This is a genomic window from Cellulomonas sp. ACRRI (assembly GCF_022346185.1).
In the GTDB taxonomy this organism is placed as follows: Bacteria; Actinomycetota; Actinomycetes; order Actinomycetales; family Cellulomonadaceae; genus Cellulomonas.
Genome location: NZ_JAKRMS010000060.1, coordinates 1 through 24364, shown reverse-complemented (window position 1 = coordinate 24364; position 24364 = coordinate 1). Strand labels below are relative to the sequence as shown.

Annotated in this window: 18 protein-coding genes; 15 read left to right on the top strand and 3 right to left on the bottom strand. The window is 75.6% G+C overall.

All coding sequences use genetic code 11. From position 1 onward, the window contains the following. Positions 1-371: 371 nt before the first annotated feature. The 4 genes from pheS to MHY85_RS11990 all read left to right on the top strand — a co-directional run bounded on the left by pheS (position 372) and on the right by MHY85_RS11990 (position 9523). A complete protein-coding gene (gene pheS / locus MHY85_RS12005) occupies positions 372-1436 on the top strand; it encodes a phenylalanine--tRNA ligase subunit alpha (RefSeq protein ID WP_239196576.1) in 1065 nt (354 codons plus the stop codon). Beyond that, on the top strand, positions 1436-4018 hold the full coding sequence (gene pheT / locus MHY85_RS12000; protein ID WP_239196574.1) for a phenylalanine--tRNA ligase subunit beta: 2583 nt from the start codon (positions 1436-1438) through the stop codon (positions 4016-4018). Before pheS ends, pheT begins: the two co-directional genes overlap by 1 nt. A 393-nt stretch (positions 4019-4411) precedes the next feature. Continuing rightward, on the top strand, positions 4412-8548 hold the full coding sequence (locus MHY85_RS11995; RefSeq protein WP_239196582.1) for an ExeM/NucH family extracellular endonuclease: 4137 nt from the start codon (positions 4412-4414) through the stop codon (positions 8546-8548). A 132-nt stretch (positions 8549-8680) separates the two neighbouring features. Then, a complete protein-coding gene (locus MHY85_RS11990; RefSeq protein WP_239196572.1) occupies positions 8681-9523 on the top strand; it encodes a helix-turn-helix transcriptional regulator in 843 nt (280 codons plus the stop codon). A gap of 95 nt (positions 9524-9618) precedes the next feature. On the opposite strand, the gene MHY85_RS11985 is transcribed toward MHY85_RS11990, so the two are convergent. From MHY85_RS11985 to MHY85_RS11975, 3 genes are all read right to left on the bottom strand, one after another. Beyond that, complete coding sequence (locus MHY85_RS11985; RefSeq protein ID WP_239196570.1) at positions 9619-10011, bottom strand: VOC family protein; 393 nt, start codon at positions 10009-10011, stop codon at positions 9619-9621. Between the two features lie 90 nt (positions 10012-10101). Then, positions 10102-10833 carry a DsbA family oxidoreductase gene (locus MHY85_RS11980; protein ID WP_239196568.1) on the bottom strand — a complete coding sequence of 244 codons (732 nt, stop codon included), beginning with the start codon at positions 10831-10833 and terminating at the stop codon, positions 10102-10104. Next, positions 10830-11813, bottom strand: a complete 984-nt coding sequence (locus MHY85_RS11975; protein WP_239196566.1) for a quinone oxidoreductase — start codon at positions 11811-11813, stop codon at positions 10830-10832. The genes MHY85_RS11980 and MHY85_RS11975 overlap by 4 nt, the downstream gene beginning before the upstream one ends. Before the next feature lie 239 nt (positions 11814-12052). Here MHY85_RS11975 and argC point away from each other — a divergent pair, with 239 nt between their 5' ends. From argC to tyrS, 11 genes are all read left to right on the top strand, one after another. Continuing rightward, on the top strand, positions 12053-13123 hold the full coding sequence (argC, locus tag MHY85_RS11970) for an N-acetyl-gamma-glutamyl-phosphate reductase (RefSeq protein WP_239196580.1): 1071 nt from the start codon (positions 12053-12055) through the stop codon (positions 13121-13123). Beyond that, on the top strand, positions 13120-14304 hold the full coding sequence (gene argJ, locus MHY85_RS11965; protein WP_239196564.1) for a bifunctional glutamate N-acetyltransferase/amino-acid acetyltransferase ArgJ: 1185 nt from the start codon (positions 13120-13122) through the stop codon (positions 14302-14304). The genes argC and argJ overlap by 4 nt, the downstream gene beginning before the upstream one ends. Beyond that, entirely contained in the window at positions 14301-15314 is a 1014-nt protein-coding gene (gene argB, locus MHY85_RS11960) for an acetylglutamate kinase (RefSeq protein ID WP_239196562.1), read from the top strand. Before argJ ends, argB begins: the two co-directional genes overlap by 4 nt. Then, positions 15315-16601 (top strand): acetylornithine transaminase, encoded by a 1287-nt coding sequence (locus MHY85_RS11955; RefSeq protein ID WP_239196560.1) that lies wholly within the window; start codon positions 15315-15317, stop codon positions 16599-16601. Then, positions 16598-17530: an ornithine carbamoyltransferase gene (gene argF / locus MHY85_RS11950; RefSeq protein ID WP_239196558.1), complete on the top strand. Its 933-nt coding sequence runs from the start codon at positions 16598-16600 to the stop codon at positions 17528-17530. Before MHY85_RS11955 ends, argF begins: the two co-directional genes overlap by 4 nt. Beyond that, positions 17527-18081 carry an arginine repressor gene (locus MHY85_RS11945; protein WP_239196556.1) on the top strand — a complete coding sequence of 185 codons (555 nt, stop codon included), beginning with the start codon at positions 17527-17529 and terminating at the stop codon, positions 18079-18081. The genes argF and MHY85_RS11945 overlap by 4 nt, the downstream gene beginning before the upstream one ends. A 56-nt stretch (positions 18082-18137) precedes the next feature. Further along, entirely contained in the window at positions 18138-19376 is a 1239-nt protein-coding gene (locus MHY85_RS11940; RefSeq protein WP_239196554.1) for an argininosuccinate synthase, read from the top strand. Continuing rightward, positions 19369-20784 carry an argininosuccinate lyase gene (gene argH, locus MHY85_RS11935; protein WP_239196552.1) on the top strand — a complete coding sequence of 472 codons (1416 nt, stop codon included), beginning with the start codon at positions 19369-19371 and terminating at the stop codon, positions 20782-20784. Before MHY85_RS11940 ends, argH begins: the two co-directional genes overlap by 8 nt. Positions 20785-20803: 19 nt before the next feature. Continuing rightward, positions 20804-21406 carry a uridine kinase gene (locus MHY85_RS11930; protein WP_239196550.1) on the top strand — a complete coding sequence of 201 codons (603 nt, stop codon included), beginning with the start codon at positions 20804-20806 and terminating at the stop codon, positions 21404-21406. A 98-nt stretch (positions 21407-21504) separates the two neighbouring features. After that, positions 21505-22212, top strand: a complete 708-nt coding sequence (locus MHY85_RS11925; protein ID WP_239196578.1) for a DNA-3-methyladenine glycosylase — start codon at positions 21505-21507, stop codon at positions 22210-22212. Between the two features lie 53 nt (positions 22213-22265). After that, the gene (gene tyrS / locus MHY85_RS11920) at positions 22266-23531 is read left to right on the top strand and encodes a tyrosine--tRNA ligase (RefSeq protein ID WP_239196548.1); all 1266 of its coding nucleotides are present in this window, start codon (positions 22266-22268) and stop codon (positions 23529-23531) included. Positions 23532-24364: the final 833 nt, after the last annotated feature.

Here is a 24364-nt window from a genome sequence, read left to right as displayed (position 1 = left end):
CCCCCCCCCCCCCCCCCCCCGGGGGGGGGGGGGCCCCCCGCCCCCCCCCCCCCCCCGGGGCCCGGGGGGGGGGGGGGGGGCCCCCCCGGGGGGGGGGGGGGGGGGGGGGCGCCCCCGGCCCCCCCGCGCCTCGGCCCCTGTGGCACGATGGCGGCCATGACCGCCACCCGCCCCCTCGGCCGCCGATTTCCCGGGCCCGTTCCCGGGCCGCGGCGCTGAGAGGCGCGCAGGTCCCGTCCGGCGCCACGGCCCGGACGGTCCCGAGGCCCCGGAGCGGGCGCCACTAGACTCGCCCGTCGGTCGGCCCGTCGCGCGCGCCCCGCGCGCCCGCCGCAGGCCGCCCCGCCGCTCCACCTGCAGAGAAGGTCCGGATGTCCACGCCCGACACACCCCTGAACCCCCTCGACGCCGACGCCGTCGGCCGCGCCCTCGACGAGGCCCTGGCGGCCGTCGCGGCGGCCGGCGACCTCGACGCCCTCAAGTCCGCGCGGCTCGCGCACACCGGCGAGCGCAGCCCGCTGGCGCTGGCGAACCGCGCGATCGGCGGCCTGGCCCCCGCCGACAAGGCCGTCGCCGGCAAGGCGCTCGGCCAGGCCCGCGGCCGGCTGAACGCCGCGATCGCCGCCCGCGAGGAGGTGCTGGCCGCCGAGCGCGACGCCCGCGTCCTCGTCGAGGAGGCCGTCGACGTCACGCTGCCGTCCGACCGCGAGCCCCGCGGCGCCCGGCACCCCCTCGAGCTGCTCCAGGAGCGCATCGCCGACGTGTTCGTCGCGATGGGGTGGGAGATCGCCGAGGGCCCCGAGGTCGAGGCGGAGTGGTTCAACTTCGACGCCCTGAACTTCGGCCCGGACCACCCGGCGCGGCAGATGCAGGACACCTTCTACGTCGCGGCGCCCGAGGGCGAGCCCGACCCGCACCTGGTGCTGCGCACGCACACCTCGCCGGTGCAGGCCCGCAGCCTGCTGGAGCGCGGCGTGCCGCTGTACGTCGCGTGCCCGGGCCGGGTCTTCCGCACCGACGAGCTCGACGCGACCCACACCCCGGTGTTCCACCAGGTCGAGGGCATCGCGGTCGACAAGGGCCTGACGATGGCGCACCTCAAGGGCACGCTGGACCACTTCGCCAAGGCGATGTTCGGGCCGGACGCCCGCACGCGGCTGCGGCCGTCGTTCTTCCCGTTCACCGAGCCCAGCGCCGAGATGGACCTGTGGTTCCCGCAGAAGAAGGGCGGGCCCGGCTGGATCGAGTGGGGCGGCTGCGGGATGGTCAACCCGAACGTGCTGCGCGCGGCGGGCGTCGACCCCGAGGTGTACTCCGGCTTCGCGTTCGGGATGGGCATCGAGCGCACGCTCATGCTCCGTCACGAGATCGCGGACATGCACGACATGGTGGAGGGCGACGTCCGCTTCTCCACCCAGTTCCGGGCGGTGATCTGATGCCTCGCATCCCCCTGACGTGGCTGGGCGAGCACGTCGAGCTCCCTGCGGGCCTCTCGGCCGAGCAGCTGGCGGCCGACCTGGTGAAGGTCGGCCTCGAGGAGGAGGCGGTCCACCCCGCCGCCGTCTCCGGCCCGCTCGTGGTCGGCCGCGTCGTCGAGCGCGTGCCCGAGCCGCAGAAGAACGGCAAGACCATCAACTGGTGCCAGGTCGACGTGGGCGACCACAACGGCACCGCCGAGGACGGCACGCGCACGCCGCGCGGCATCGTGTGCGGGGCGCACAACTTCGACGTGGGCGACCACGTGGTCGTCGCGCTGCCCGGCACGGTGCTGCCCGGTCCGTTCGCGATCGCCAGCCGCAAGACGTACGGCCACGTGTCGGACGGCATGATCTGCTCCTCGCGCGAGCTGGGCCTCGGCGACGACCACGACGGCATCATCGTGCTGTCGGAGCTGGGCATCGAGGCCGCCCCCGGGACCGACGCCCGCGCCCTCCTCGGGCTCGGCGAGGAGGTCCTCGAGATCAACGTGACCCCGGACCGCGGCTACTGCTTCGCGATGCGGGGTGTCGCCCGCGAGTACGCGCACTCGACCGGCGCGGCGTTCACCGACCGCGGTCTGCCGCGCACGGGCGCCGACGAGGGCCTGGCCACCACGGGTGGCTTCGGCGTCGAGCTCCGCGACGAGGCGCCGATCCACGGCGTCGCCGGCGCGGACCGGTTCGTCGCGCGCGTCGTCCGCGGCGTGGCGGCGAGCAAGCCGTCGCCGACCTGGATGCAGCAGCGCCTGACCCAGGCCGGCATGCGGCCGATCTCGCTCGCCGTCGACGTGACGAACTACGTGATGCTCGACCTCGGGCAGCCGCTGCACGCCTACGACCTGGCGACGCTCGACGGCCCGATCGTCGTCCGGCGCGCCCGGGCGGGGGAGCGGCTGACCACCCTCGACGGCGTGGACCGGGCGCTGGACCCCGAGGACCTGCTCATCACCGACGGCCCGGACGCCGGGCGCGTGCTCGGCCTGGCGGGCGTGATGGGCGGTGCCGAGACCGAGGTGTCCGAGTCGACCACGGACCTGCTGATCGAGGCCGCGCACTTCGACCCGGTCTCGATCGCCCGCACCGCCCGGCGGCACAAGCTGCCGAGCGAGGCGAGCAAGCGGTTCGAGCGCGGCGTCGACCCGCAGCTGCCCCGCGTGGCGGCGGCCCGCGTGGTCGAGCTGCTGGTCGAGCACGGCGGCGGGACGGCCGACCCGGTGCTGACCGACGTCGACCTGACCACCCCGCCGCCGGTGCTGCGCCTGCCGGTCGACCTGCCCGCGCGGCTGATCGGCCTGGACCTGGACGTGGCCGCCGTCTCGCGCTACCTGCGCGAGATCGGCTGCACGGTCGGCGAGGTCGTCGGCGCCGGCGCGGACGCGGTCGTCTCCGTGACGGTGCCGACCTGGCGCCCGGACCTCACCGAGCCGGTCGACCTGGTCGAGGAGGTCGCGCGCCTGCACGGGTACGACGCGATCCCGTCGGTCGTCCCGCGGTCGCCGGTGGGCCTCGGCCTGACCGTGGCGCAGCGGCGGCGGCGCCGGGTCGCGCAGGTGCTCGCGGACGCGGGCTGGGTCGAGACCCTGTCCTACCCGTTCGTCGGTGAGGCGCAGCTCGACGCGCTCGCGCTGCCCGCCGACGACGAGCGGCGGACCATGGTCCGGCTGGCGAACCCGCTGTCCGAGGAGCGGCCGTCCATGCGTGCGTCGCTGCTGGTGACGCTGCTCGACACGGCGCGCCGGAACGTGGCGCGGGGGACCACCGACCTCGCGGTGTACGAGGTCGGCGCGGTCACGCTGCCCCGCCCGGGCGCGGCGTCGGCCCCGGTCCCGCCGATCGCGCAGCGGCCGTCGGACGACGTGCTCGACGCGGTGCGCGCGGCGGTCCCGCACCAGCCGCGGCACGTCGCCGGCGTGCTCACCGGCCTGCGGGAGCCCGCGGGGTGGTGGGGGCCCGGCCGCGCGGCCGACCACACCGACGCGATCGACGCCGTGCGGCTGCTGGCCGAGACCCTGGGCGTCGAGCTCGCGGTCGCGGCGGACGCCGAGCGGGCGCCGTGGCACCCGGGTCGCTGCGCGCGGTTCACCACCGCCGACGGCACCGTGGCCGGCCACGCCGGCGAGCTGCACCCGAACGTCGTCGCGGCCCTCGGGCTGCCGGCGCGGGCGAGCGCGTTCGAGGTCGACCTGGACGTGCTGCTCGCCGCCGCCCCCCGTACGGAGGTCGTCGCCACCGAGGTGTCGACGTTCCCGGTCGCCAAGGAGGACGTGGCCCTGGTGGTCCCGGCCGAGGTGCCGGTGGCCGACGTGCTCGACGCGGTCCGCACCGGCGCCGCGGCGAGCGCGGCGGGCGACGTGCTGGAGAGCGCGCGGCTGTTCGACGTGTACACCGGCGAGCAGGTCGGCGAGGGCCAGCGGTCGCTCGCGTTCGCGCTGCGCCTGCGCGCCGCGGACCGCACGCTCACCGCGGACGAGACCGCGGCCGTGCGCGCCGCGGTCGTGGCGGAGGCCGAGCGCCGCTTCGGCGCCACCCTCCGCGCGTAGCAGCACCCCGACGGCCCCGTGCCGCGCCCTTCCGAGGGCGTGGCACGGGGCCGTCGCCGTCCCGGGGCCCCGCCCGCAGCGCGAGGTCGTCGGTTGCGCCCGAGGTCGTCGGTTGCGCACCCCCGCCGCCGGACGGAACCGACGACCTCGCCGCGCGCGCCCCGTCCGGAGCAGCCCGGGTGATCGGGCGTTCACCCGATCGCAACCTTCGTGTCCCCCCGGCGTGCTTGTGTATCCGGACATACCGCCCATACGTTGTCAGACGGCTGTGTGACGACTGTGATGCGGCCTGCTGACGAGGGCGCCAGAAGCGCCCCGGGGGATCGGAGAAGATCGGTGAGCGCTGTACGCACACGCACCAGGTGGGCGGCGAGCCTCGCCGCCGTGGGGGCGATGGTCGGGGTACCCCTGACCGCGGTCCCCGCGGCTGCGGCGGAGGACACCCACACCATCGCGGAGGTCCAGGGCCCGGGCGACACGTCGCCGCTCGCGGGCCAGACGGTGACGACGTCCGGCGTCGTGACCGCGGTCTACGCGACCGGCGGCTACCGCGGCTACGTCATCCAGACGCCGGGCACGGGCGGGGACACCGACGTCTCGGCCCGGACCGCCTCGGACGCGGTCTTCGTGTTCTCGGGCGCCACGGCGGGCTCGGTCGCGATCGGCGACCACGTCCGGGTCACCGGCGCCGTGTCGGAGTACCAGGGCCTGACCGAGATCACGGTCGGCAGCGCCGCCGGCCTCGTCGAGCTGGGCGACGCCCCGGCCCCGGTCGAGCCCGTGACGGCCGCCTGGCCGGCCGGCGACGCCGCGCGCGAGACGCTCGAGTCGATGCTCTACCTGCCGTCGGGCGACCTGACGGTGACCAACACCTACTCGACCAACCAGTACGGCGAGGTCGGCCTGGCGTCCGGGACGACGCCGCTGATCCAGCCGACCGAGGTCGCGCGGCCGGGCACCCCGGAGTACGACGCGGCCGTCGCGGACGCCGCCGCCCGCGGGGTCGTGCTGGACGACGGCGCCAGCACCAACTTCCTGTCGGCCGCGAACACCGGCCTGACCCCGCCGTACGTGTCGCTGGACAACCCGGTCCGCGTGGGTGCGGCGGCCACGTTCACCGCCCCGGTGGTCGTCGACTACCGGAACAGCGCGTGGAAGCTCAGCCCGACGCTGCCGCTCGACGCGGCGAACCCGGACGGCTACCCGGCGACGTTCGAGAACGACCGCACCCCGGCCCCCGAGGGCCTGGGCGAGGCCGACGTGACGGTCGCGTCGTTCAACGTGCTCAACTACTTCACCACCCTCGGCGCCGACACCGCGTCCTGCGTGCCCTACACCGACCGCGCGGGCACCCCGGTGACCGTCCGTGAGGGCTGCGCGCAGCGCGGCGCGTGGAACCAGGCCGACCTGCAGCGCCAGCAGGACAAGATCGTCGCCGCCATCAACGCGCTCGACGCGGACGTCGTCGGCCTCATGGAGATCGAGAACTCCGCGGCCGTCGACGGCGTGCCCGACGAGGCGCTGTCGACGCTCACCGCCGCGCTCAACGCGGCGGCCGGCGAGGGCACCTGGGCGTTCGTCCCGTCCTCGAAGGAGCTGCCGGACGCGTCCGAGCAGGACACCATCACCAACGCGCTGATCTACCGCCCGGCCGCGGTCGAGACCGTGGGCGACGCCCGCGCGCTCGGCACGCAGTCCGGCGACGACCAGGCGTTCGGCAACGCGCGCGAGCCGATCGGCCAGGCCTTCGTGCCGACCGAGGGTGGCGAGCAGCTGTTCGTGGTCGTGAACCACCTCAAGTCCAAGGGCTCGGCCGGCCCGTGGCCGGGCGACGCCGACACCGGCGACGGCCAGGGCGCGTCCAACGAGTCCCGGGTCCGCCAGGCCGAGGCGCTGCGCGACTGGGTGCCGACGGTGCAGGGCGACGCCGAGGCGGTCGCGCTGCTCGGCGACTTCAACTCCTACACCCAGGAGGACCCGCTGCAGGTGCTGTACGCCGCGGGCTACACCGACGCGACGACGGCGCTCGACGCGGGGGAGTACTCCTACTCGTACCAGGGGCTCTCGGGCTCCCTGGACCACGTGCTGCTGAACGACGCGGCCCTCGGCCGGGCGACCGGCGCCGACGTGTGGAACATCAACGCCGGCGAGTCGGTGGCGCTGGAGTACAGCCGCTACAACGCGCACGGCAGCCTGTTCTACGCGCCGGACGCGTACCGGTCCTCGGACCACGACCCGGTGCTGGTCGGCCTGACCGCCGGCGACACCGGCACCACCCCCGACGGCCCCGTCGACCTCACGCTGCTCAACATCAACGACTTCCACGGCCGGATCGACGCCAACACGGTCGCGTTCGCCGGGACGGTCGAGCAGCAGCGGGCGGCGGCCGAGGCCGCCGGCGGCGCGGCGGTCTTCCTGTCCGCCGGCGACAACATCGGCGCGTCCCTGTTCGCCTCCGCGGTGGCCGAGGACCAGCCGACGATCGACGTGCTCAACGCGCTCGACCTGGCCGCGTCCGCGGTCGGCAACCACGAGTTCGACCGCGGCTACGCCGACCTGGTCGACCGCGTGATCGCCGGCGGCACCAACGCGGCGTGGCCGTACCTCGGCGCGAACGTCTACGACAAGGGCACCGAGAACCCGGCGCTCGACGAGTACACGGTGCTCGACGTCGACGGCGTGCGGGTCGGCGTCATCGGCGTCGTCACCCAGGAGACCCCGACGCTCGTCGCGCCGGGCGGGATCGCCGACCTGGACTTCGGCGACCCGGTCGAGGCGGTCAACCGCGTCGCCGCGCAGCTGTCCGACGGCGACGACACCAACGGCGAGGCCGACGTGATCGTGGCCGAGTACCACGAGGGCGCCGGCGCGGGGACGCCGGACGGCGCGACGCTGGAGGAGGAGATCGCCGCGGGCGGCGCCTTCTCGGACATCGCCACGCTGACCTCGGGCGACGTGGACGTGATCTTCACGGGCCACACCCACAAGCAGTACGCCTGGTACGGGCCCGCTGAGCCGGAGGCCTCCGGGGAGTGGACCCGCCCGATCGTCCAGACCGGCTCCTACGGCGAGAACATCGGCAAGGTCACGCTGACGTACGACCCGGCCTCCGACGCGGTCTCCGCGCTCACCGGCGAGAACGTCAAGCGCGTCGCCCCGGCGGCGGGCCAGACCCAGGCCCAGCTCGACGCGGCCCTGGTGGCGCAGTACCCGCGCGTCGCCGAGGTCAAGACGATCGTCGACGCCGCGCTGGCCGAGGCGGCCGTGGTCGGCAACCAGCCCAAGGGCTCGGTGACCGCGGACATCACGACCGCCTACGCGGGCGGCTCGTACACGAACGGGGTCTACACGGGCGGCACCCGCGACGACCGGTCCAAGGAGTCGACGCTGGGCAACCTGGTGGCGGACTCGCTGCTCGAGACGCTGTCGTCCGACGAGCGCGGCGGCGCCCAGATCGGCGTCGTGAACCCCGGCGGCCTGCGGGCGGAGCTGCTGTACGCGCCCGACGGCACCATCACCTACGCCGAGGCCAACGCGGTCCTGCCGTTCGTGAACAACCTCTGGACCACGACGCTGACGGGCGAGCAGGTCGTCACGATGCTCGAGCAGCAGTGGCAGACCAACGCGGACGGCACGATCCCGAGCCGCCCCTACCTGCAGCTCGGGCTGTCGGACAACGTCTCGTACACCTACGACGAGTCGCAGCCGCTGGGGAGCCGGATCACCTCGGTGACCGTCGACGGCGAGGCGATCGACCCGGCGGCGGAGTACCGCATCGGGACGTTCTCCTTCCTGGCCCAGGGCGGCGACAACTTCCGGGTGCTGGCCGAGGGCTCCGGCACCACCGACTCGGGTCTGATCGACCGGGACGCGTGGATCGCCTACCTCGAGGCGCACCCGGGCCTGTCGCCCGAGTTCGACGAGCGGGCGGTCGGCGTGCCGGCCCTGCCCGACGAGGTCACGGCGGGCACCGAGCTGGCCTTCGCAGTCACGGGCCTGAACCTGACCAGCCTCGGCTCGCCGCTGAACACGTCGATCGACGTGCAGCTCGACGGCGCGTCGATCGGCTCGGCGACGGTGACCGACGGCGCGGCGCAGGTCGCGGTGACGGTCCCGGCGGGGACGACGGCGGGCGAGCACGTGCTCACCCTGGTCGCCGCCCCGAGCGGCACCGTCGTGACGCTGCCGGTCACGGTGGCGGCCGCGCAGGAGCCGGAGCCGGAGCTCAAGCAGTCCTCGGTCACGCTGTCGGCCAGCCGCAACAGCCAGACCTACGGGACCTGGCTGCCGACGCTGCTGGTGTCGCAGGTCCGGGTCGAGGGCACCTGGTTCCCGTCCGGCACGGTCGAGTTCCGGGAGGGCGACCGCGTGATCGGCCGCTCGCCGGTGGTGCTCGGCCTGGCGCTCGGCTCCGTGCCGCGCACCGCCTCGGTGGGTGCGCACGAGTACACGGCGGTGTTCGTGCCCTCGCGGCCCGACGTGGTCGCCGGCAGCACCAGCGCGCCGGTGACGGTCACCGTCAAGAAGTGACCTGAGCCCCGCACGAGGACGGGCCCCCGCCCGCCGGATCGCTCCGGCGGGCGGGGGCCCGTCCCGCGTCCGGTCCCGCGCCGCCGCATCCGGGCCCGTGTCCCGTCGGACCGCGGTGGGATGCTGCCGGACGTGTACGCCGAGCGACCGTCGACCCGCGTCCCGGGTGCCGTGCTGTGGTCGGTGACCGGGCGCCAGGCGGTGCCGGGCGCACCGGCGGCGGCGCGGACGGCGCGGGCCGGCACGCCGTCCGGCGCGGGGGGAGGCGCCCCGGAGCCCGGACAGGACGTGCTGCCCGACGGCTGCATGGACCTCGTCTGGTCCGGCGGGCGGCTGCTCGTCGCGGGCCCGGACACCCGGGCGCACCCGTCCGACCCGCTGCCCGCGGGCGCGGCGGCGCTCGGCCTCCGGCTGCCGCCCGGCGCCGCCCCGGTCCTGCTCGGCCTCCCCGCGGACGCCCTGCGCGACGGGCGCCCGGAGCTCGCGGACGTCTGGGGCACCCGGGCCGCGCGGCCCTGGGCGGACGCCGTCGCGGCGGGTGGGGCGGCCGACCTCGAGCGGCGGGTCGCGGCGCTTCTGGCGGAGCGCGGCGGCCGGCCGCGCGAGGCCGCGGTCGTCGCCGGCCTGGCCGCCCGCGCGACGTCGGCCGCCGACATCGCCGACCGGCTCGGCGTCACGCCGCGCACCCTGCACCGCCGCTCGCTCGCGGCGTTCGGGTACGGCCCGCGGACGCTCGGGCGGGTGCTGCGGCTGCAGCGGGTCCTCCCGCTGCTCGACGCGGGCGTCCCGCTGGCGGAGGTCGCGCAGCGCGCGGGCTACGCCGACCAGCCGCACCTGTCCCGCGAGGTCCGCGCGCTGACGGGGCGATCGCCCGCGGCGCTCGCGGCCGGGCGCGCGGGCGCCGCGGCGTCCGCGTCACCTACGGATTCCGGCCTCCCCCTCGCCGATCGGCGTGGGTCGCGCCGGAGACCGTAGGCCGCGCGGCTCCGGCGGCCGGCGTCCGGCGGCCGGTGTCCCGCGGCCGGAGCCCGACGCCCGGCCGCCGCGGCGCGCCCCGGCGGCGCGCCGGGTCAGCCCGCGTCGGCGAACAGGTCGACCGCGGTGCCGTCCGGGTCGTGCAGCACCGCGTACCGCTGGCCCCGGACGGCGTCCCAGGGCGCGAGGTGCCCGGCGAACCCGGCGTCGACCATGCGCGCGTACACGGCGTCGACCTCGGCGGCGTCCGCGCACCGGAACGCCAGCGCGGCGCGGTGCCCGCCCGTCGGCGGCGCCCAGCCCGGGTCGAACGAGCGGATCACGTCCACCGTGTCCCAGGCGAGCCGGAGGCCGCCGGGCAGGGTGACCTCGACGTGCGGCTCGGCGTCGGCCGACGCCGGCAGGTCGAGCCCGAGGGCGCGGTAGAAGGCGAGGGTGCGCGGCAGGTCGCTCGCGACCAGCCCGATCATGTCCAGCTGCGGTGTCATGCGACGACCGTAGGCGCCGCGGCGGGCGCGGGTCGTGGACGTTTCGGACACCCGGTCCCGTCCACGAGCCGCGCCCCGCGCGTCAGCGCCTCAGCAGCCGTCCGGCCCGCACGCCTCCGCGTCCGCGGCCCCCGCGATCGTGGGGATCGCCAGCGGCGGGTTCGCGTCGGCCCAGGCCTGCGACAGCAGCTGGGCGAACACCTCGACCGGCTGCGCACCGGACAACCCGAGCCGGCGGTCGGCGACGAAGAACGGCACGCCCTGGATGCCCAGCGCGGCGGCCTCGGCCTCGTCGGCGCGCACGGCGCCCGCCCCGGCGTCGGCGGCCAGCGCGGCGCGCACGGCGTCGCCGTCCAGCCCGGCCTCGACCGCGATCTCCACCAGCACGTCCAGGTCGTCGACGACCCGCCCGTGCTCGAAGTGCGCGCTCATCAGCCGCTCGACGACCTCGGCCGCGGCAGGATCGCCGCCCAGCGAGGCGGCCACGTGTACCAGCCGGTGCGCGTCGAAGGTGTTAGCGGGCACCACGGTGTCGAAGTCGTACGCCAGACCGACCGACGCGGCGACGGCCGTCACCTGGTCGAACATCTGCCGCACCTGGTCGACGGGCATGCCCTTGCGCTCGGCCAGCATCTGCGCCTCGGTCAGCCCGGGGTGGGCCGTCGACGGCTCGGCGTCCGGCTGGAGCTCGAACGAGCGCCACGTCACGCGGACGTGGTCCCGGTGCTCGAAGTCGGCGAGCGCGGCGGCGAACCGGCGCTTGCCGATGTAGCACCAGGGGCAGGCGATGTCGGACCAGATCTCGACGTGCAGGTCTCTCATGCGGTGAGGAGCACCTTTCCGGTGGTGGCCCGGCCCTCGAGCGCGCGGTGCGCCTCGGCGGCCTCGGCCAGGGGGTAGGTCGCGCCGACCCGGACCTCGAGGGTCCCGGCGGCGACGGCCGCGAAGAGCTCGTCGGCCCGCCGGGTCAGCTCGTCCCGGGTGGCGGTGTAATGGCCCAGCGTGGGCCGGGTGAGGAACAGGGACCCGGCGGCGTTGAGCCGCTGCGGGTCGAACGGCGGCACCGGCCCGGAGGACGCGCCGAACAGCGCGAGGCCGCCCCGGGGACGCAGCGACGCGAGCGAGGCCTCGAACGTGGTCGCACCCACCCCGTCGAACACGGTGTGCACGCCGCGGCCGCCGGTCAGGTCGCGCACCAGCGCGGGCAGCTCGGTGGTCAGGTCGTCGAGCTCGGTGTACCGGATGACCTCGGCCGCGCCGGCGGCGCGGGACAGCGCCTCCTTCTCGGCGGTGCCGACCGTGGTGATGACCCGCGCGCCCCGGGCGGCGGCGAGCTGGGTCAGCAGCAGGCCGACCCCGCCGGCCCCGGCGTGCACCAGCACGTCCTGGCCCTCCAGCACGGGGAACGTCGAGGTCACCAGGTAGTGCGCGGTGAGGCCCTGGAGCGGCAGCGCCGCAGCCACCTCCTCGGCCACCCCGTCCGGCACGCGCAGCGCGACGGCCTCCGGCACGACGACGAGCTCCGCGTAGGACGACGGCGCCGACGCCCACGCGACCAGGTCGCCGACGGCGAAGTCCCGCACCTCGCGGCCCACGGCCTCGACGACCCCCGCGCCCTCGGACCCGGGCACGTGCGGGAACGGCATCGCGTACACGCCGCTGCGCCGGTAGGTGTCGATGAAGTTCACGCCCGCGGCGCTCAGCCGCACCAGGAGGTCGCGCGGACCGGGGAGCGGGTCGGGGATCTCGTCGGGCTCGAGGACGTCGGGTCCACCCGGCTCGGTGGCGAGGATCGCGTGCATACGGTCAGCAACGACGCCGCCCGCCCGGGCATTCCGGCCGTGTCAGGGGTCGGCCCCGTGTCCCGCGCCGGGGCCCCGCCGGTTCCGGAACTCCACCCGGTCGTCGCCTGACCACCCGACGGACCAGGTGGTCAGGCGACGATCGGCCGGGTGTCGCGAGCCCGCGCCCGGTGCCCGGACACGGGGGCCGGCGCGCCGGGCGGGGGTCGATGCATCAGTGTGCAGTCGGGTGTATGGTCATGCACATGTCCTTCTCCGTCGCCGTCGCGGGCGCCTCCGGGTACGCCGGCGGCGAGACCCTGCGGCTCCTGCTCGGCCACCCCGAGGCCGAGATCGGCGCGCTCACCGCCCACTCCAACGCCGGGACCCGGCTCGGCGCGCACCAGCCGCACCTGCGCGGCCTCGCGGACCGCGTGCTCACCCCGACCTCGGTCGACGAGCTGGTGGGCCACGACGTCGTGGTGCTGGCGCTCCCGCACGGCGCGTCGGGCGAGATCGCCGCGGCGCTCGCGGACCGGGGCGACGGCGCGCTGGTCGTGGACCTCGGCGCGGACCACCGGCTGACCGACGCGGAGGCGTGGCGCCGGTTCTACGGCACGGAGCACGCGGGCACCTGGCCCTACGGCATGCCCGAGCTGCTGCACGCGGGGGAGGCCACGCCGTCGGCCCAGCGCGCGGCGCTCGCGCAGGCGCGCCGGATCGCCGTCCCCGGCTGCAACGTCACCGCCGTGACCCTCGCGCTCCAGCCGGGTGTCGCCGCGGGCGTCCTCGACCCGGCCGACGTGGTGGCGGTGCTCGCGGTCGGCTACTCCGGCGCCGGGAAGTCGCTGAAGTCCCACCTGCTCGCGTCCGAGGCGCTCGGCTCCGCCCAGCCCTACGCGGTCGGCGGCACGCACCGGCACATCCCGGAGATCCAGCAGAACCTCGGCGTCGCCGGCGCGGCCGCCGTCGGCCTGTCGTTCACCCCGGTCCTGGTCCCGATGTCCCGCGGCATCCTCGCGACGGTCACCGCACCGCTGGCGCCCGGCGCGGACGCCGCGTCGGTCCGCGCCGCCTGGGAGACGGCCTACGCCGCCGAGCCGTTCGTCGAGCTGCTGCCGGAGGGCGAGTGGCCGGCCAGCGGCGTCACGACCGGCGCCAACACCGCCCTCGTCCAGGTGGCCGTCGACGAGGGCGCCGGCCGGGTCGTCGCGCTGTGCGCGCTGGACAACCTGGTCAAGGGCACCGCGGGCGCCGCGGTGCAGTCGCTGAACCTCGCGCTCGGACTGCCCGAGCGCACCGGCCTCACCACCGAGGGAGTCGCCCCGTGACCGCCGCCATCGAGACCGCGGGCGTGACCGCGCCGGGCGGCTTCCGCGCCGCGGGTGTCACCGCCGGCCTCAAGCCGTCCGGGAAGCCGGACGTCGCCCTGGTCGTGAACGACGGACCGCTGCACGTCGCCGCCGGCGTGTTCACCACCAACCGCGTCGTCGCCGCGCCGGTCGTGTGGTCCCGACAGGCCGTGTCCGACGGCGTCGCCACCGCGGTGGTGCTCAACTCCGGCGGCGCCAACGCGTGCACCGGCCCCGAGGGCTTCCTCGACACCCACCGCACCGCCGAGCACGTCGCCGAGGTGCTCGGCGCCTCCGCGGGCGACGTGCTGGTGTGCTCGACCGGCCTGATCGGCGAGCGGCTGCCGATGGACCTGCTGCTCCCCGGCACCGACGCCGCCGCCGCAGCGCTCAGCGCCGACGGCGGCCCGGACGCCGCCACCGCGATCATGACCACCGACACCGTGAGCAAGACCGCCGCCGTCGTGGGCGACGGCTGGACCGTCGGCGGCATGGCCAAGGGCGCGGGCATGCTCGCGCCGGGCCTCGCGACGATGCTGGTCGTGCTCACCACCGACGCGGTCGTCACCGCCGAGCAGGCCGACGCCGCGCTGCGCCGCGCCACCCGGACCACGTTCGACCGGGTCGACTCCGACGGCTGCATGTCGACCAACGACACCGTGCTGCTGCTCGCCTCCGGCGCCAGCGGCGTGACCCCCGACCCCGAGGTGTTCGCCGCCGCGGTGGCCGCCGCCTCCGCCGACCTGGCCCGGCAGCTCGTGGGGGACGCCGAGGGCGCCTCGCACGACATCGCGGTCACCGTCACCGGGGCGACCTCCGAGGAGGCGGCCGTCGCCGTCGCCCGCGCCGTCACCCGGTCGAACCTGTTCAAGGCCGCGGTGTTCGGCAACGACCCGAACTGGGGGCGCGTGCTCGCCGCCGTCGGCACCGTGCCCGAGGAGGTCGCGCCGTACGACGCCGCCCGCCTCGACGTGTCGATCAACGGCGTCCAGGTCTGCCGCGCCGGCGGCGTGGGGGAGCCGCGCGACCTCGTCGACCTGGCCGCGGCCCGCGAGGTCCGGGTGGACGTCGACCTGCACGCGGGCGACGCCACGGCGACCGTCTGGACCAACGACCTGACCCACGACTACGTCCACGAGAACAGCGCGTACTCCACATGAGCCTGCAGGCCCCGCCCCCGCACGACGACGCGTTCGACACGCGCACCGACCTGCGCCCCGACCAGAAGGCCGAGGTGCTGATCCAGGCGCTGCCCTGGCTGCAGCGGTTCGCCGGCGCGCTCGTCGTCGTCAAGTACGGCGGCAACGCGATGGTCGACGACGACCTCAAGCGCGCGTTCGCCGAGGACATGGTGTTCCTGCGCCAGGTCGGCCTGCGCCCGGTCGTCGTGCACGGCGGCGGGCCGCAGATCAACGCGATGCTCGACCGGCTCGGCATCGAGTCCGAGTTCCGCGGCGGCCTGCGCGTGACCACGCCCGAGGCGATGGACGTCGTGCGCATGGTGCTCACGGGGCAGGTGTCCCGCGAGCTGGTCGGCCTGCTGAACGCGCACGGCCCGTACGCGGTCGGCCTGTCCGGCGAGGACGGCGGCCTGCTGCAGGCCCGCCGCCGGACCGCGATCGTCGACGGCCGGCAGGTCGACGTCGGCCAGGTCGGCGACGTGGTCGAGGTCAACCCGGGTGCCGTGCTCGACCTGCTCGACGCCGGCCGCATCCCGGTGGTGTCGACCGTCGCGCCGGACATCGACGACCCGACGCAGGTGCTCAACGTGAACGCCGACACGGCCGCGGCGGCGCTCGCGGTGGCGCTCGGCGCGCGCAAGCTCATCGTGCTCACCGACGTCGAGGGGCTCTACACCTCCTGGCCCGACCGGTCGTCGCTGGCCCGGCGCATCCGCGCGGGCGCCCTGGCCGACCTGCTGCCCTCCCTGGACTCCGGGATGCGGCCGAAGATGGAGGCGTGCTGGCGGGCCGTCACCGGCGGCGTGGGGCGCGCGCACGTGATCGACGGGCGGCAGGCGCACTCGATCCTGGTCGAGGTGTTCACGTCCGACGGCGTCGGCACCATGGTGCTGCCCGACGACGAGCCCACGCCCTCGCCCTTCACCGCCCCGATCCCGCAGGTGGCGCCCGGCACGCCCCACGTCCCCCACGTCCCCGAGGTGAGCTGAGTGACCGAGCAGCACCTGGAGCCCCAGGACCCCGCCGCGCTGGCGGGGGCCGACTCCGTGGCCCACTGGACCGAGCGCTACGGCCACGCGCTCATGGACACCTTCGGCGCGCCGCAGCGCGTGCTGGTCCGCGGCGAGGGCCCGTACGTGTGGGACGCCGACGGGTTCCGCTACCTCGACCTGCTCGGCGGCATCGCGGTCAACTCGCTCGGCCACGCGCACCCGACGCTGACCGCGGCGATCTCCGCGCAGCTCGGCACGCTGGGCCACATCTCCAACTTCTTCGCGAGCCCGACGCAGATCGCGCTGGCCGAGCGGCTGCTCGCCGTCGCCGACGCGCCCGAGGGCTCCCGGGTGTTCCTCACGAACTCCGGCACCGAGGCCAACGAGGCGGCGTTCAAGATGGCCCGCCGGAACAGCGAGGGCCCCGGCGGCGTGCGCCGGACCCGGGTCCTGGCGCTCGAGGGCGCGTTCCACGGCCGGTCGATGGGCGCGCTCGCGCTCACGTCCAAGGCCGCGTACCGGGAGCCGTTCGAGCCGCTGCCCGGCGGGGTCGAGTTCCTGCCGTTCGGCGACACCGCCGCGCTGGAGGCGGCGTTCGCCGACGGCGCGGGCGACACGGTCGCCGCGGTGTTCCTCGAGCCGATCCAGGGCGAGGCCGGCGTGCTGCCGCTGCCGGCCGGGTACCTGGCCCGCGCCCGCGAGCTGACCGCGGCGCACGGCGCGCTGCTGATCCTCGACGAGGTGCAGACCGGCATGGGCCGTACCGGCACCTGGCTCGCGCACCAGCACCCGCACCTGGGCGGCGGCATCCGCCCGGACGTCGTCACGCTGGCCAAGGGCCTCGGCGGCGGCTTCCCCGTCGGCGCGGTCGTGGCGTACGGCGAGCGGGCGGCGACGCTGCTCGGCCGCGGCCAGCACGGCACCACGTTCGGCGGCAACCCGGTCGCCGCGGCCGCGGCACTGGCGACCATCGGCGTGATCGAGCGCGACGGGCTGCTGGCGCACGTGACGGACCTGGGCGCCTGGTGGCGCGGCGCGCTGGCCGGGCTGGGCCACCCCCTGGTGGCCGAGGTGCGCGGCGAGGGCCTGCTCGTCGCCGTCCAGCTCACCGCGCCGGTCGCGGCCGAGGTCGCCTCACGCGCGCTGGCGGCCGGGTTCATCGTCAACCCGTGCACCCCGCAGACCATCCGGCTCGCTCCGCCGTACGTGCTCACCCGCGAGCAGGCGGCGACGTTCACCGACTTCCTCGCGGCGCTCCCGCACGACCTGGGGAGCGCGGCGTGAGGCACTTCCTGCGCGACGACGACCTGTCGCCCGCCGAGCAGGCCGAGGTCCTCGAGCTCGGGCTCGCGCTGCGCGGCGACCGGTTCGCCCGCCGCCCGCTCGACGGCCCCCGCGCCGTGGCGATCATCTTCGACAAGCCGACGCTGCGGACCCAGGTGTCGTTCACCACCGGCGTCGCCGAGCTCGGCGGCTACCCGCTGCTGGTCGACGGCAACCTGGCGCGGATCGGCGTCCGGGAGTCCATCGCCGACACCGCCCGGGTGCTCGGCCCGCAGGTCGCGGCCGTCGTCTGGCGCACGCACGCGCAGGCCCGGATCGAGGAGATGGCCGCGCACGCGGGCGTCCCGGTCGTGAACGCGCTGACCGACGACTTCCACCCGTGCCAGATCCTCGCGGACCTGCTGACGATCGCCCAGCACCGGGGCGGCGTCGCGGCGCTGCGCGGTCTCCAGCTCACCTACACCGGCGACGGGTCGAACAACATGGCGCAGTCGTACCTGCTGGGCGGGGCGACTGCCGGGATGCACGTCCGGATCGCCACGCCGGCGGCGTACCTGCCGGCCGCGGAGGTGGTGTCGGCGGCGGCCCGGATCGCAGCGGCCACCGGCGGCTCGGTCGAGGTGACCGACGACCTGGCCGCGGCGGTCGCCGGCGCGGACGCCGTCGCCACCGACACCTGGGTCTCGATGGGCCAGGAGGCCGAGGCGGCCGAGCGCGAGCGGCCGTTCGTGCCGTACCGGCTCGACGCCGCGGCGCTGGCCCTCGCGGCCCCGGACGCCCTCGTGCTGCACTGCCTGCCGGCCTACCGGGGCAAGGAGATCACCGCCGAGGTGCTGGACGGCCCGCAGTCGGTCGTCTGGGACGAGGCGGAGAACCGGCTGCACGCGCAGAAGGCGCTGCTGGCCTGGCTCCTGGAGCGTGCGGCGTGACCGCGGCGACCGGCCGGGCGGACGAGCCCGCCGCCACCACGGGCCGGGTCCCGTCGACCAAGGCCGCGCGGCACGCGCTGATCCGCGACGTGCTGTCCCGGGAGTCGGTGCACTCGCAGTCCGAGCTCGCCGACCTCCTGGCGCACCAGGGCGTCACCGTCACCCAGGCCACGCTGTCCCGGGACCTCGTCGAGCTGCGCGCGGTGAAGATCCGCACCCCCACGGGGTCGCTCGCCTACGCCGTGCCGGGGGAGGGCGGCGACCGGTCGCCGGCCCCCGTGGTCGACGCCGAGGCGCTGGCCGCCCGGCTCGCGCGGCTGTGCTCCGAGCTGCTGGTCACCGCCGAGGCCTCCGGCAGCCTGGTCGTCCTGCGGACCCCGCCCGGGGCCGCCCAGTTCCTCGCCTCCGCGATCGACCACTCGGTGCTCCCGGGCGTGCTCGGCACCATCGCGGGGGACGACACCGTCCTCGTCATCGCCCGCGAGGGCGCCGACGGTCCCGAGGGCACCGCGCTCGCCGCGCGGTTCCTCGAGCTGGCGACGACCGGCTGATCCGCCGGTCCGCCCCCTCCCGCTCCGCACCACTCACGACACCGAAAGAGAAGAACATGACTGAGCGCGTCGTCCTCGCCTACTCGGGCGGCCTGGACACCTCCGTGGGCATCGGCTGGATCGCCGAGGCGACCGGCGCCGAGGTGATCGCCGTGGCGGTCGACGTCGGCCAGGGCGGCGAGGACCTCGAGGTCATCCGCCAGCGCGCGCTCGACTGCGGTGCCGTCGAGGCGTACGTCGCCGACGCCCGCGACGAGTTCGCCGCCGAGTACTGCATGCCCGCCCTGCGCGCCAACGGCCTGTACCTCGACCGGTACCCGCTGGTCTCAGCGCTGTCCCGCCCGGTCATCGTCAAGCACCTGGTGCGCGCGGCCCGCCAGTTCGGCGCCACCACCGTGGCGCACGGCTGCACCGGCAAGGGCAACGACCAGGTCCGGTTCGAGGTCGGCATCACGTCGCTCGCGCCCGACCTCAAGTGCCTCGCGCCGGTGCGCGACCTGGCGCTGACCCGCGACAAGGCGATCGAGTTCGCCGAGCGGAAGAAGCTGCCGATCGCGACCACCAAGCACAACCCGTTCTCGATCGACCAGAACGTGTGGGGCCGCGCCGTCGAGACCGGCTTCCTCGAGGACATCTGGAACGAGCCGACCAAGGACGTCTACACCTACACCGACGACCCGACGTTCCCGCCGGTCGCCGACGAGGTCGTCATCACGTTCGACCAGGGCGTCCCGGTCGCCCTCGACGGCGTGCCGGTCACCCCGCTGCAGGCCATCCAGGAGATGAACCGCCGCGCGGGCGCCCAGGGCGTCGGCCGGATCGACATCGTCGAGGACCGCCTGGTCGGCATCAAGTCCCGCGAGGTCTACGAGGCGCCGGGCGCCATCGCGCTCATCGCGGCGCACCAGGAGCTCGAGAACGTCACCGTCGAGCGCGAGCAGGCCCGGTTCAAGCGCCAGGTCGAGCAGCGCTGGACCGAGCTGGTCTACGACGGCCAGTGGTTCTCGCCGCTGAAGAAGTCGCTCGACACCTTCATCGACGACACCCAGCGCTACGTCTCCGGCGAGGTGCGCATGGTGCTGCACGGCGGCCGTGCCACGGTCACCGGCCGGCGCTCCGAGACGTCGCTGTACGACTTCAACCTCGCGACCTACGACTCGGGCGACACGTTCGACCAGTCGGCGGCCCGCGGGTTCATCGAGATCTACGGCCTGTCGTCCAAGCTCGCCGCCGCGCGCGACGTGAAGTTCGGCAACGCCGAGGACCTCGGCTCGCAGGGCGGCATCGATGCCTGAGCAGGCCGGCGCGCTGTGGGGCGGCCGGTTCGCCGGCGGCCCCGCGGACGCGCTCGCCGCGTTGTCCAAGTCGACGCAGTTCGACTGGCGGCTGGCGCCGCAGGACATCGCGGGGTCGCGCGCCCACGCGCGCGTGCTCCACGCAGCGGGGCTGCTGGACGACGCGGGCCTGGCGGGCATGCTCGACGCGCTCGAGCGGCTGCGCGCCGACGTCGCGTCGGGGGCGTTCGTCGCCGCCGAGTCGGACGAGGACGTGCACGGCGCGCTGGAGCGCGGGCTGATCGAGCGCGCCGGGGCCGACCTCGGCGGGCGGCTGCGCGCCGGGCGGTCGCGCAACGACCAGATCGCGACGCTGGTGCGGATGTACCTGCGGGACGAGGCGCGCGCGATCGTCGGGCTGACCCTCGACGTCGTCGACGCGCTGGTGGCGCAGGCGGAGGCCGCGGGCGACGCGATCATGCCGGGGCGCACGCACCTGCAGCACGCGCAGCCGGTCCTGCTCGCGCACCACCTGCTGGCGCACGCGTGGCCGCTGCTGCGCGACGTCGAGCGGTACGCCGACTGGGACCGCCGCGCCGCGGTGTCCCCGTACGGCTCGGGCGCGCTGGCCGGGTCCTCGCTGGGCCTCGACCCGGCGGCCGTCGCGGCCGACCTCGGCTTCGACGGCCCGGTGGAGAACTCCATCGACGGCACCGCCTCGCGCGACGTCGTGGCCGAGTTCGCCTGGGTGTCCGCGATGCTCGGCGTCGACCTGTCCCGGCTGGCCGAGGAGATCATCCTCTGGTCGACCGTCGAGTTCGGGTTCGTCCGGCTGGACGACGCCTACTCGACCGGGTCGAGCATCATGCCGCAGAAGAAGAACCCCGACGTCGCCGAGCTCGCGCGGGGCAAGGCCGGGCGGCTGGTCGGCGACCTCACGGGGCTGCTCACCACCCTCAAGGGCCTGCCGCTCGCGTACAACCGCGACCTCCAGGAGGACAAGGAGCCGGTGTTCGACCAGGTCGACACCCTCACCGTCCTGCTGCCGGCGTTCGCCGGCATGGTCGCGACCCTGCGGTTCGACACCGGGCGGATGGCGTCCCTCGCCCCGCGCGGGTTCTCGCTCGCGACCGACATCGCCGAGTGGCTGGTCCGCGAGGGCGTGCCGTTCCGGGTGGCGCACGAGGTCGCGGGCGCGTGCGTCCGGGCCTGCGAGCAGCACGAGCCGCCGGTGGAGCTGTGGGAGCTGACGGACGACGAGCTCGCCGCGATCCACCCGGCGCTGACGCCCGAGGTGCGGTCGGTGCTGAGCGTCGAGGGCTCGGTCGCGTCGCGGTCCGCGCACGGCGGGACCGCGCCGGTGCGGGTGGCGGAGCAGCTGGCGCGGGCACGCGCCCGGGCGGCCGAGCTGCGCGCGTGGGCCTCCTGACGTCTGGCACGATCGCCGCGTGGACCCGCTGAGCGCGCAGCAGGGGCACGAGGACGCCGCGGGCGTCGTCGTGCCCCTGCTGCTGTCCCGGGCGCCCCGGCTCGGGCGGGTGCGGGTGGTGGCGGTCGACGGCCCGGCGGGCTCCGGGAAGACCACCCTGGCCGCGGCGGTGGCGCGCGGGTGCGCCGGCGCCGGGGTCCGCGCGCACGTGGTGCACATGGACGACCTCTACGCGGGCTGGGCGGGGCTGGAGGGCGACCTGTGGCCCCGGCTCGCCGCGCAGGTGCTCGAGCCGCTGCGCCGCGGCGTGCCCGGTCGGTTCCAGCGCTACGACTGGGCTGCCGGGCGGTTCGGCGGCTGGGTCGACGTGCCGGTGCCGGGCGTGCTGGTGCTCGAGGGCTGCGGGTCCGGGCGCCTCGCGGCCGCCGGTGACCTGTCGCTGCTGGTGTGGGTCGAGGCCGACGACGGGATGCGGCTGGCACGCGGGCTGGAGCGCGACGGCGCGCAGGCCCGGCCGCACTGGGAGCGGTGGATGCGCGACGAGGCGGCGCACTTCGCGCGCGAGGGCACCCGTGGACGCGCCGACGTGCGGGTCGACGCATGGGGCAGGATGGCCCGGTGAGCCAGCCGGTCCAGGGGAGCGCGGCGGACGACGCGCGCGACGCGACGGCCGCCGGTGCCGGCGTCGCACCCGGCCCGGTCACGGTGCCGGCGCGGTCGCTGCCGGACCCCGGGCCGCTGCTGCCCGGCGGCGTGCCGGGCGTCGTGCCCGCGCGGACCTGGTTCGGCCGGCCGGTGCTCACCGTCGCCGCCGACCTGCTCGGCGCGTACGTGACCGTGCGGTCCGAGGACGGCGACGTCACCCTGCGCATCACCGAGGTCGAGGCGTACGCCGGCGAGGCCGACCCGGGCTCGCACGCCTTCCGCGGCCGTACCGCGCGCAACGCCGTCATGTTCGGCGAGCCCGGCCGGCTGTACGTGTACCGGCACCTCGGCCTGCACCACTGCGTCAACGTCGTGACCGGCCCCGCCGGTGCCGCCTCCGCGGTCCTGCTGCGCGCGGGCGAGGTCGTCGACGGCGTCGAGCTCGCCCGCGCGCGGCGGTTGCGCTCCGGCGTCGTCGACACCGACCGGCAGATCGCGCGCGGCCCGGCGCGGCTCGCGGTCGCGCTCGGCCTGGACCTCGCCGACTACGGCGCCGACCTGACCGAGCCCGGCGGGCGCGTCGTCGTGCACCGGGACCCCGACGCGGTGGTGGGCGCCCACGCGACCGGGCCGCGGGTCGGGGTCGCCGGGCCCGGCGGCGACGCCTCCCGGTACCCGTGGCGGTTCTGGCTCGCCGGCGAGCCCACCGTGTCCGCCTTCCGGCCCGCGTATCGCCGGCCGGCGTCGGGAAGCAGCCCGCAGCGCGGGACGACGCCGGCATGACCTCTTCCGCCGACGGTGCGGCCCCGGCGGCCGCGCGATGCAAGGAGCACGACGTGACCCACCTCCTGGACGAGCTCGCCTGGCGCGGCCTCGTCGCCCAGACCACCGACCTCGACGCGCTGCGCGAGGCGTTCGACGCCGGCCCGGTGACCTTCTACGCCGGGTTCGACCCGACCGCGCCCTCGCTGCACCACGGGCACCTGGTGCAGCTGGTTCTCATGCGGCACCTGCAGCTCGCGGGCCACCACCCGCTCGCGCTCGTCGGCGGGGCCACCGGCCTCATCGGCGACCCGCGGATGTCGGGGGAGCGGGTGCTGAACACCAAGGACACCGTCGCCGAGTGGGTGCAGCGCCTGCAGTCCCAGATCAGCCGGTTCCTCGACTTCGACGGGGAGAACCCCGCGCGCATGGTGAACAACCTCGACTGGACGGGCGAGCTCACCGCGATCGACTTCCTGCGGGAGATCGGCAAGCACTACCGGCTCGGCACGATGCTCGCGAAGGACACCGTGGCCCGCCGGCTCGCGTCCGACGAGGGCATCTCGTTCACCGAGTTCAGCTACCAGATCCTGCAGGGCATGGACTACCTGGAGCTGCACCGCCGGCACGGGTGCACGCTGCAGACCGGCGGCAACGACCAGTGGGGGAACCTGCTGTCCGGCGTCGAGCTGATCCGCAAGGCCGAGCACGCGTCGGTGCACGCGCTCACCACCCCGCTCATCACCAAGGCCGACGGCACGAAGTTCGGCAAGTCCGAGGGCGGCGCCATCTGGCTCGACCCCGAGATGATGAGCCCGTACGCCTTCTACCAGTTCTGGCTCAACCAGGACGACGCCGAGGTGATCGGCTACCTCAAGGTGTTCACGTTCCGGACCCGGGAGCAGATCGCCGAGCTCGAGGAGGCGGTGGCCACGCGCCCGGCCGCCCGGGAGGCGCAGCGGGCGCTGGCCTACGACGTGACGTCGCTGGTCCACGGGGTCGAGGCCACCGAGAAGGTGATCGCCGCGAGCCGCGCGCTGTTCGGCGGCGGCGACCTCGGGGAGCTGGACGCCGCGACGCTGAGCGCCGCGGTCGCCGAGCTGCCGTCGGCGGACGTCGCGGCCGGCGACCCGCTGGTCGACGTCCTGGCCGCGACCGGCCTGGTCCCCAGCAAGGGCGCGGCCCGGCGGGCGGTCGCCGAGGGCGGGGCGTACGTGAACAACCGGAAGATCACCGACGAGGGCGCCCTCGTCGAGGCCGGCGACCTGCTGCACGGGGAGTTCCTGGTGCTGCGGCGCGGGAAGCGGACGCTGGCCGTGGCGCGGGTGGCCCGCGACTGAGGGCGCGCCGACCCACCCGGGTCGGTGGGGAGGTCGCACGAGGGGCGGTCCGCGGGTGCGGGCCGCCCCTCGTGCGCTCCGCCCGGACCCGGGGCGCCGCCGGGTTGCGTGGCGCGGCGGCGTGGGTCACTCTGGAGGAGCTCGACGGGCGCGGGACCGAGGTCCCGGCTCGACGACAGGGGGTCACCCGGGCCACCGCGCGGCGAAAGCCCAGGTGGGACGGGGTGCGGGGAGCGCCCGCGGCGCCGGTTTGACGATGGTCGGACGGCGTGCGTAAGGTATCTCCTCGTCGCCCGGCAGGGAGGAACGGACACCGAGGGTCACCTCGGCGGCTGGTCCCGCGGACGACGAACCCCCGGCACGACCCGCAGGCGCTTCGGCGTCTCCTCGGTCGCGCCGGACCGGGTCCGACGAGCTGCTCCGCGAAATGCCGCGGACAAAGCGGGTCGGAAAGCCTGGTAGGGTTTCGGAACGTCGGAAACGCCCGGTCAACGGGCGGTGAAGACAGGAAAGAAGCTCTGGTAGGGTTCAGGAACGCGAAGAAACGCCGGAAGGCGCGGAAAGCGGGCCAGGAACTCTGGTAGATTGGAACCGAGCCTCCGGCCGGTCGCCCTGAGACGGGTGGGCGGGGGATGCGCGTCTGTTCTTTGAGAACTCAACAGTGTGCCTAGTAGTTGATGCCAAGATGGTTCATCGGCTCGGGTGGTCGCCCCGTTCGGGGTTGGCTGGTCGGTGTCGGTGGGTCTTGGTTGATACGGGAGCCGGTCCGACCCCGTCGGGCGGTTCCCATAGCAGCCGAATTGACTGATCCTCGCTCGCCAGCGGGTGGGGGT

Coding starts and splice junctions, on each gene's coding strand:
- pheS (WP_239196576.1), top strand. CDS start 372: ATGTCCACGCCCGACACACCCCTGAACCCCCTCGACGCCGACGCCGTC.
- pheT (WP_239196574.1), top strand. CDS start 1,436: ATGCCTCGCATCCCCCTGACGTGGCTGGGCGAGCACGTCGAGCTCCCT.
- MHY85_RS11995 (WP_239196582.1), top strand. CDS start 4,412: ATGGTCGGGGTACCCCTGACCGCGGTCCCCGCGGCTGCGGCGGAGGAC.
- MHY85_RS11985 (WP_239196570.1), bottom strand. CDS start 10,011: ATGACACCGCAGCTGGACATGATCGGGCTGGTCGCGAGCGACCTGCCG.
- MHY85_RS11980 (WP_239196568.1), bottom strand. CDS start 10,833: ATGAGAGACCTGCACGTCGAGATCTGGTCCGACATCGCCTGCCCCTGG.
- MHY85_RS11975 (WP_239196566.1), bottom strand. CDS start 11,813: ATGCACGCGATCCTCGCCACCGAGCCGGGTGGACCCGACGTCCTCGAG.
- argC (WP_239196580.1), top strand. CDS start 12,053: ATGCACATGTCCTTCTCCGTCGCCGTCGCGGGCGCCTCCGGGTACGCC.
- argB (WP_239196562.1), top strand. CDS start 14,301: ATGAGCCTGCAGGCCCCGCCCCCGCACGACGACGCGTTCGACACGCGC.
- MHY85_RS11940 (WP_239196554.1), top strand. CDS start 18,138: ATGACTGAGCGCGTCGTCCTCGCCTACTCGGGCGGCCTGGACACCTCC.
- argH (WP_239196552.1), top strand. CDS start 19,369: ATGCCTGAGCAGGCCGGCGCGCTGTGGGGCGGCCGGTTCGCCGGCGGC.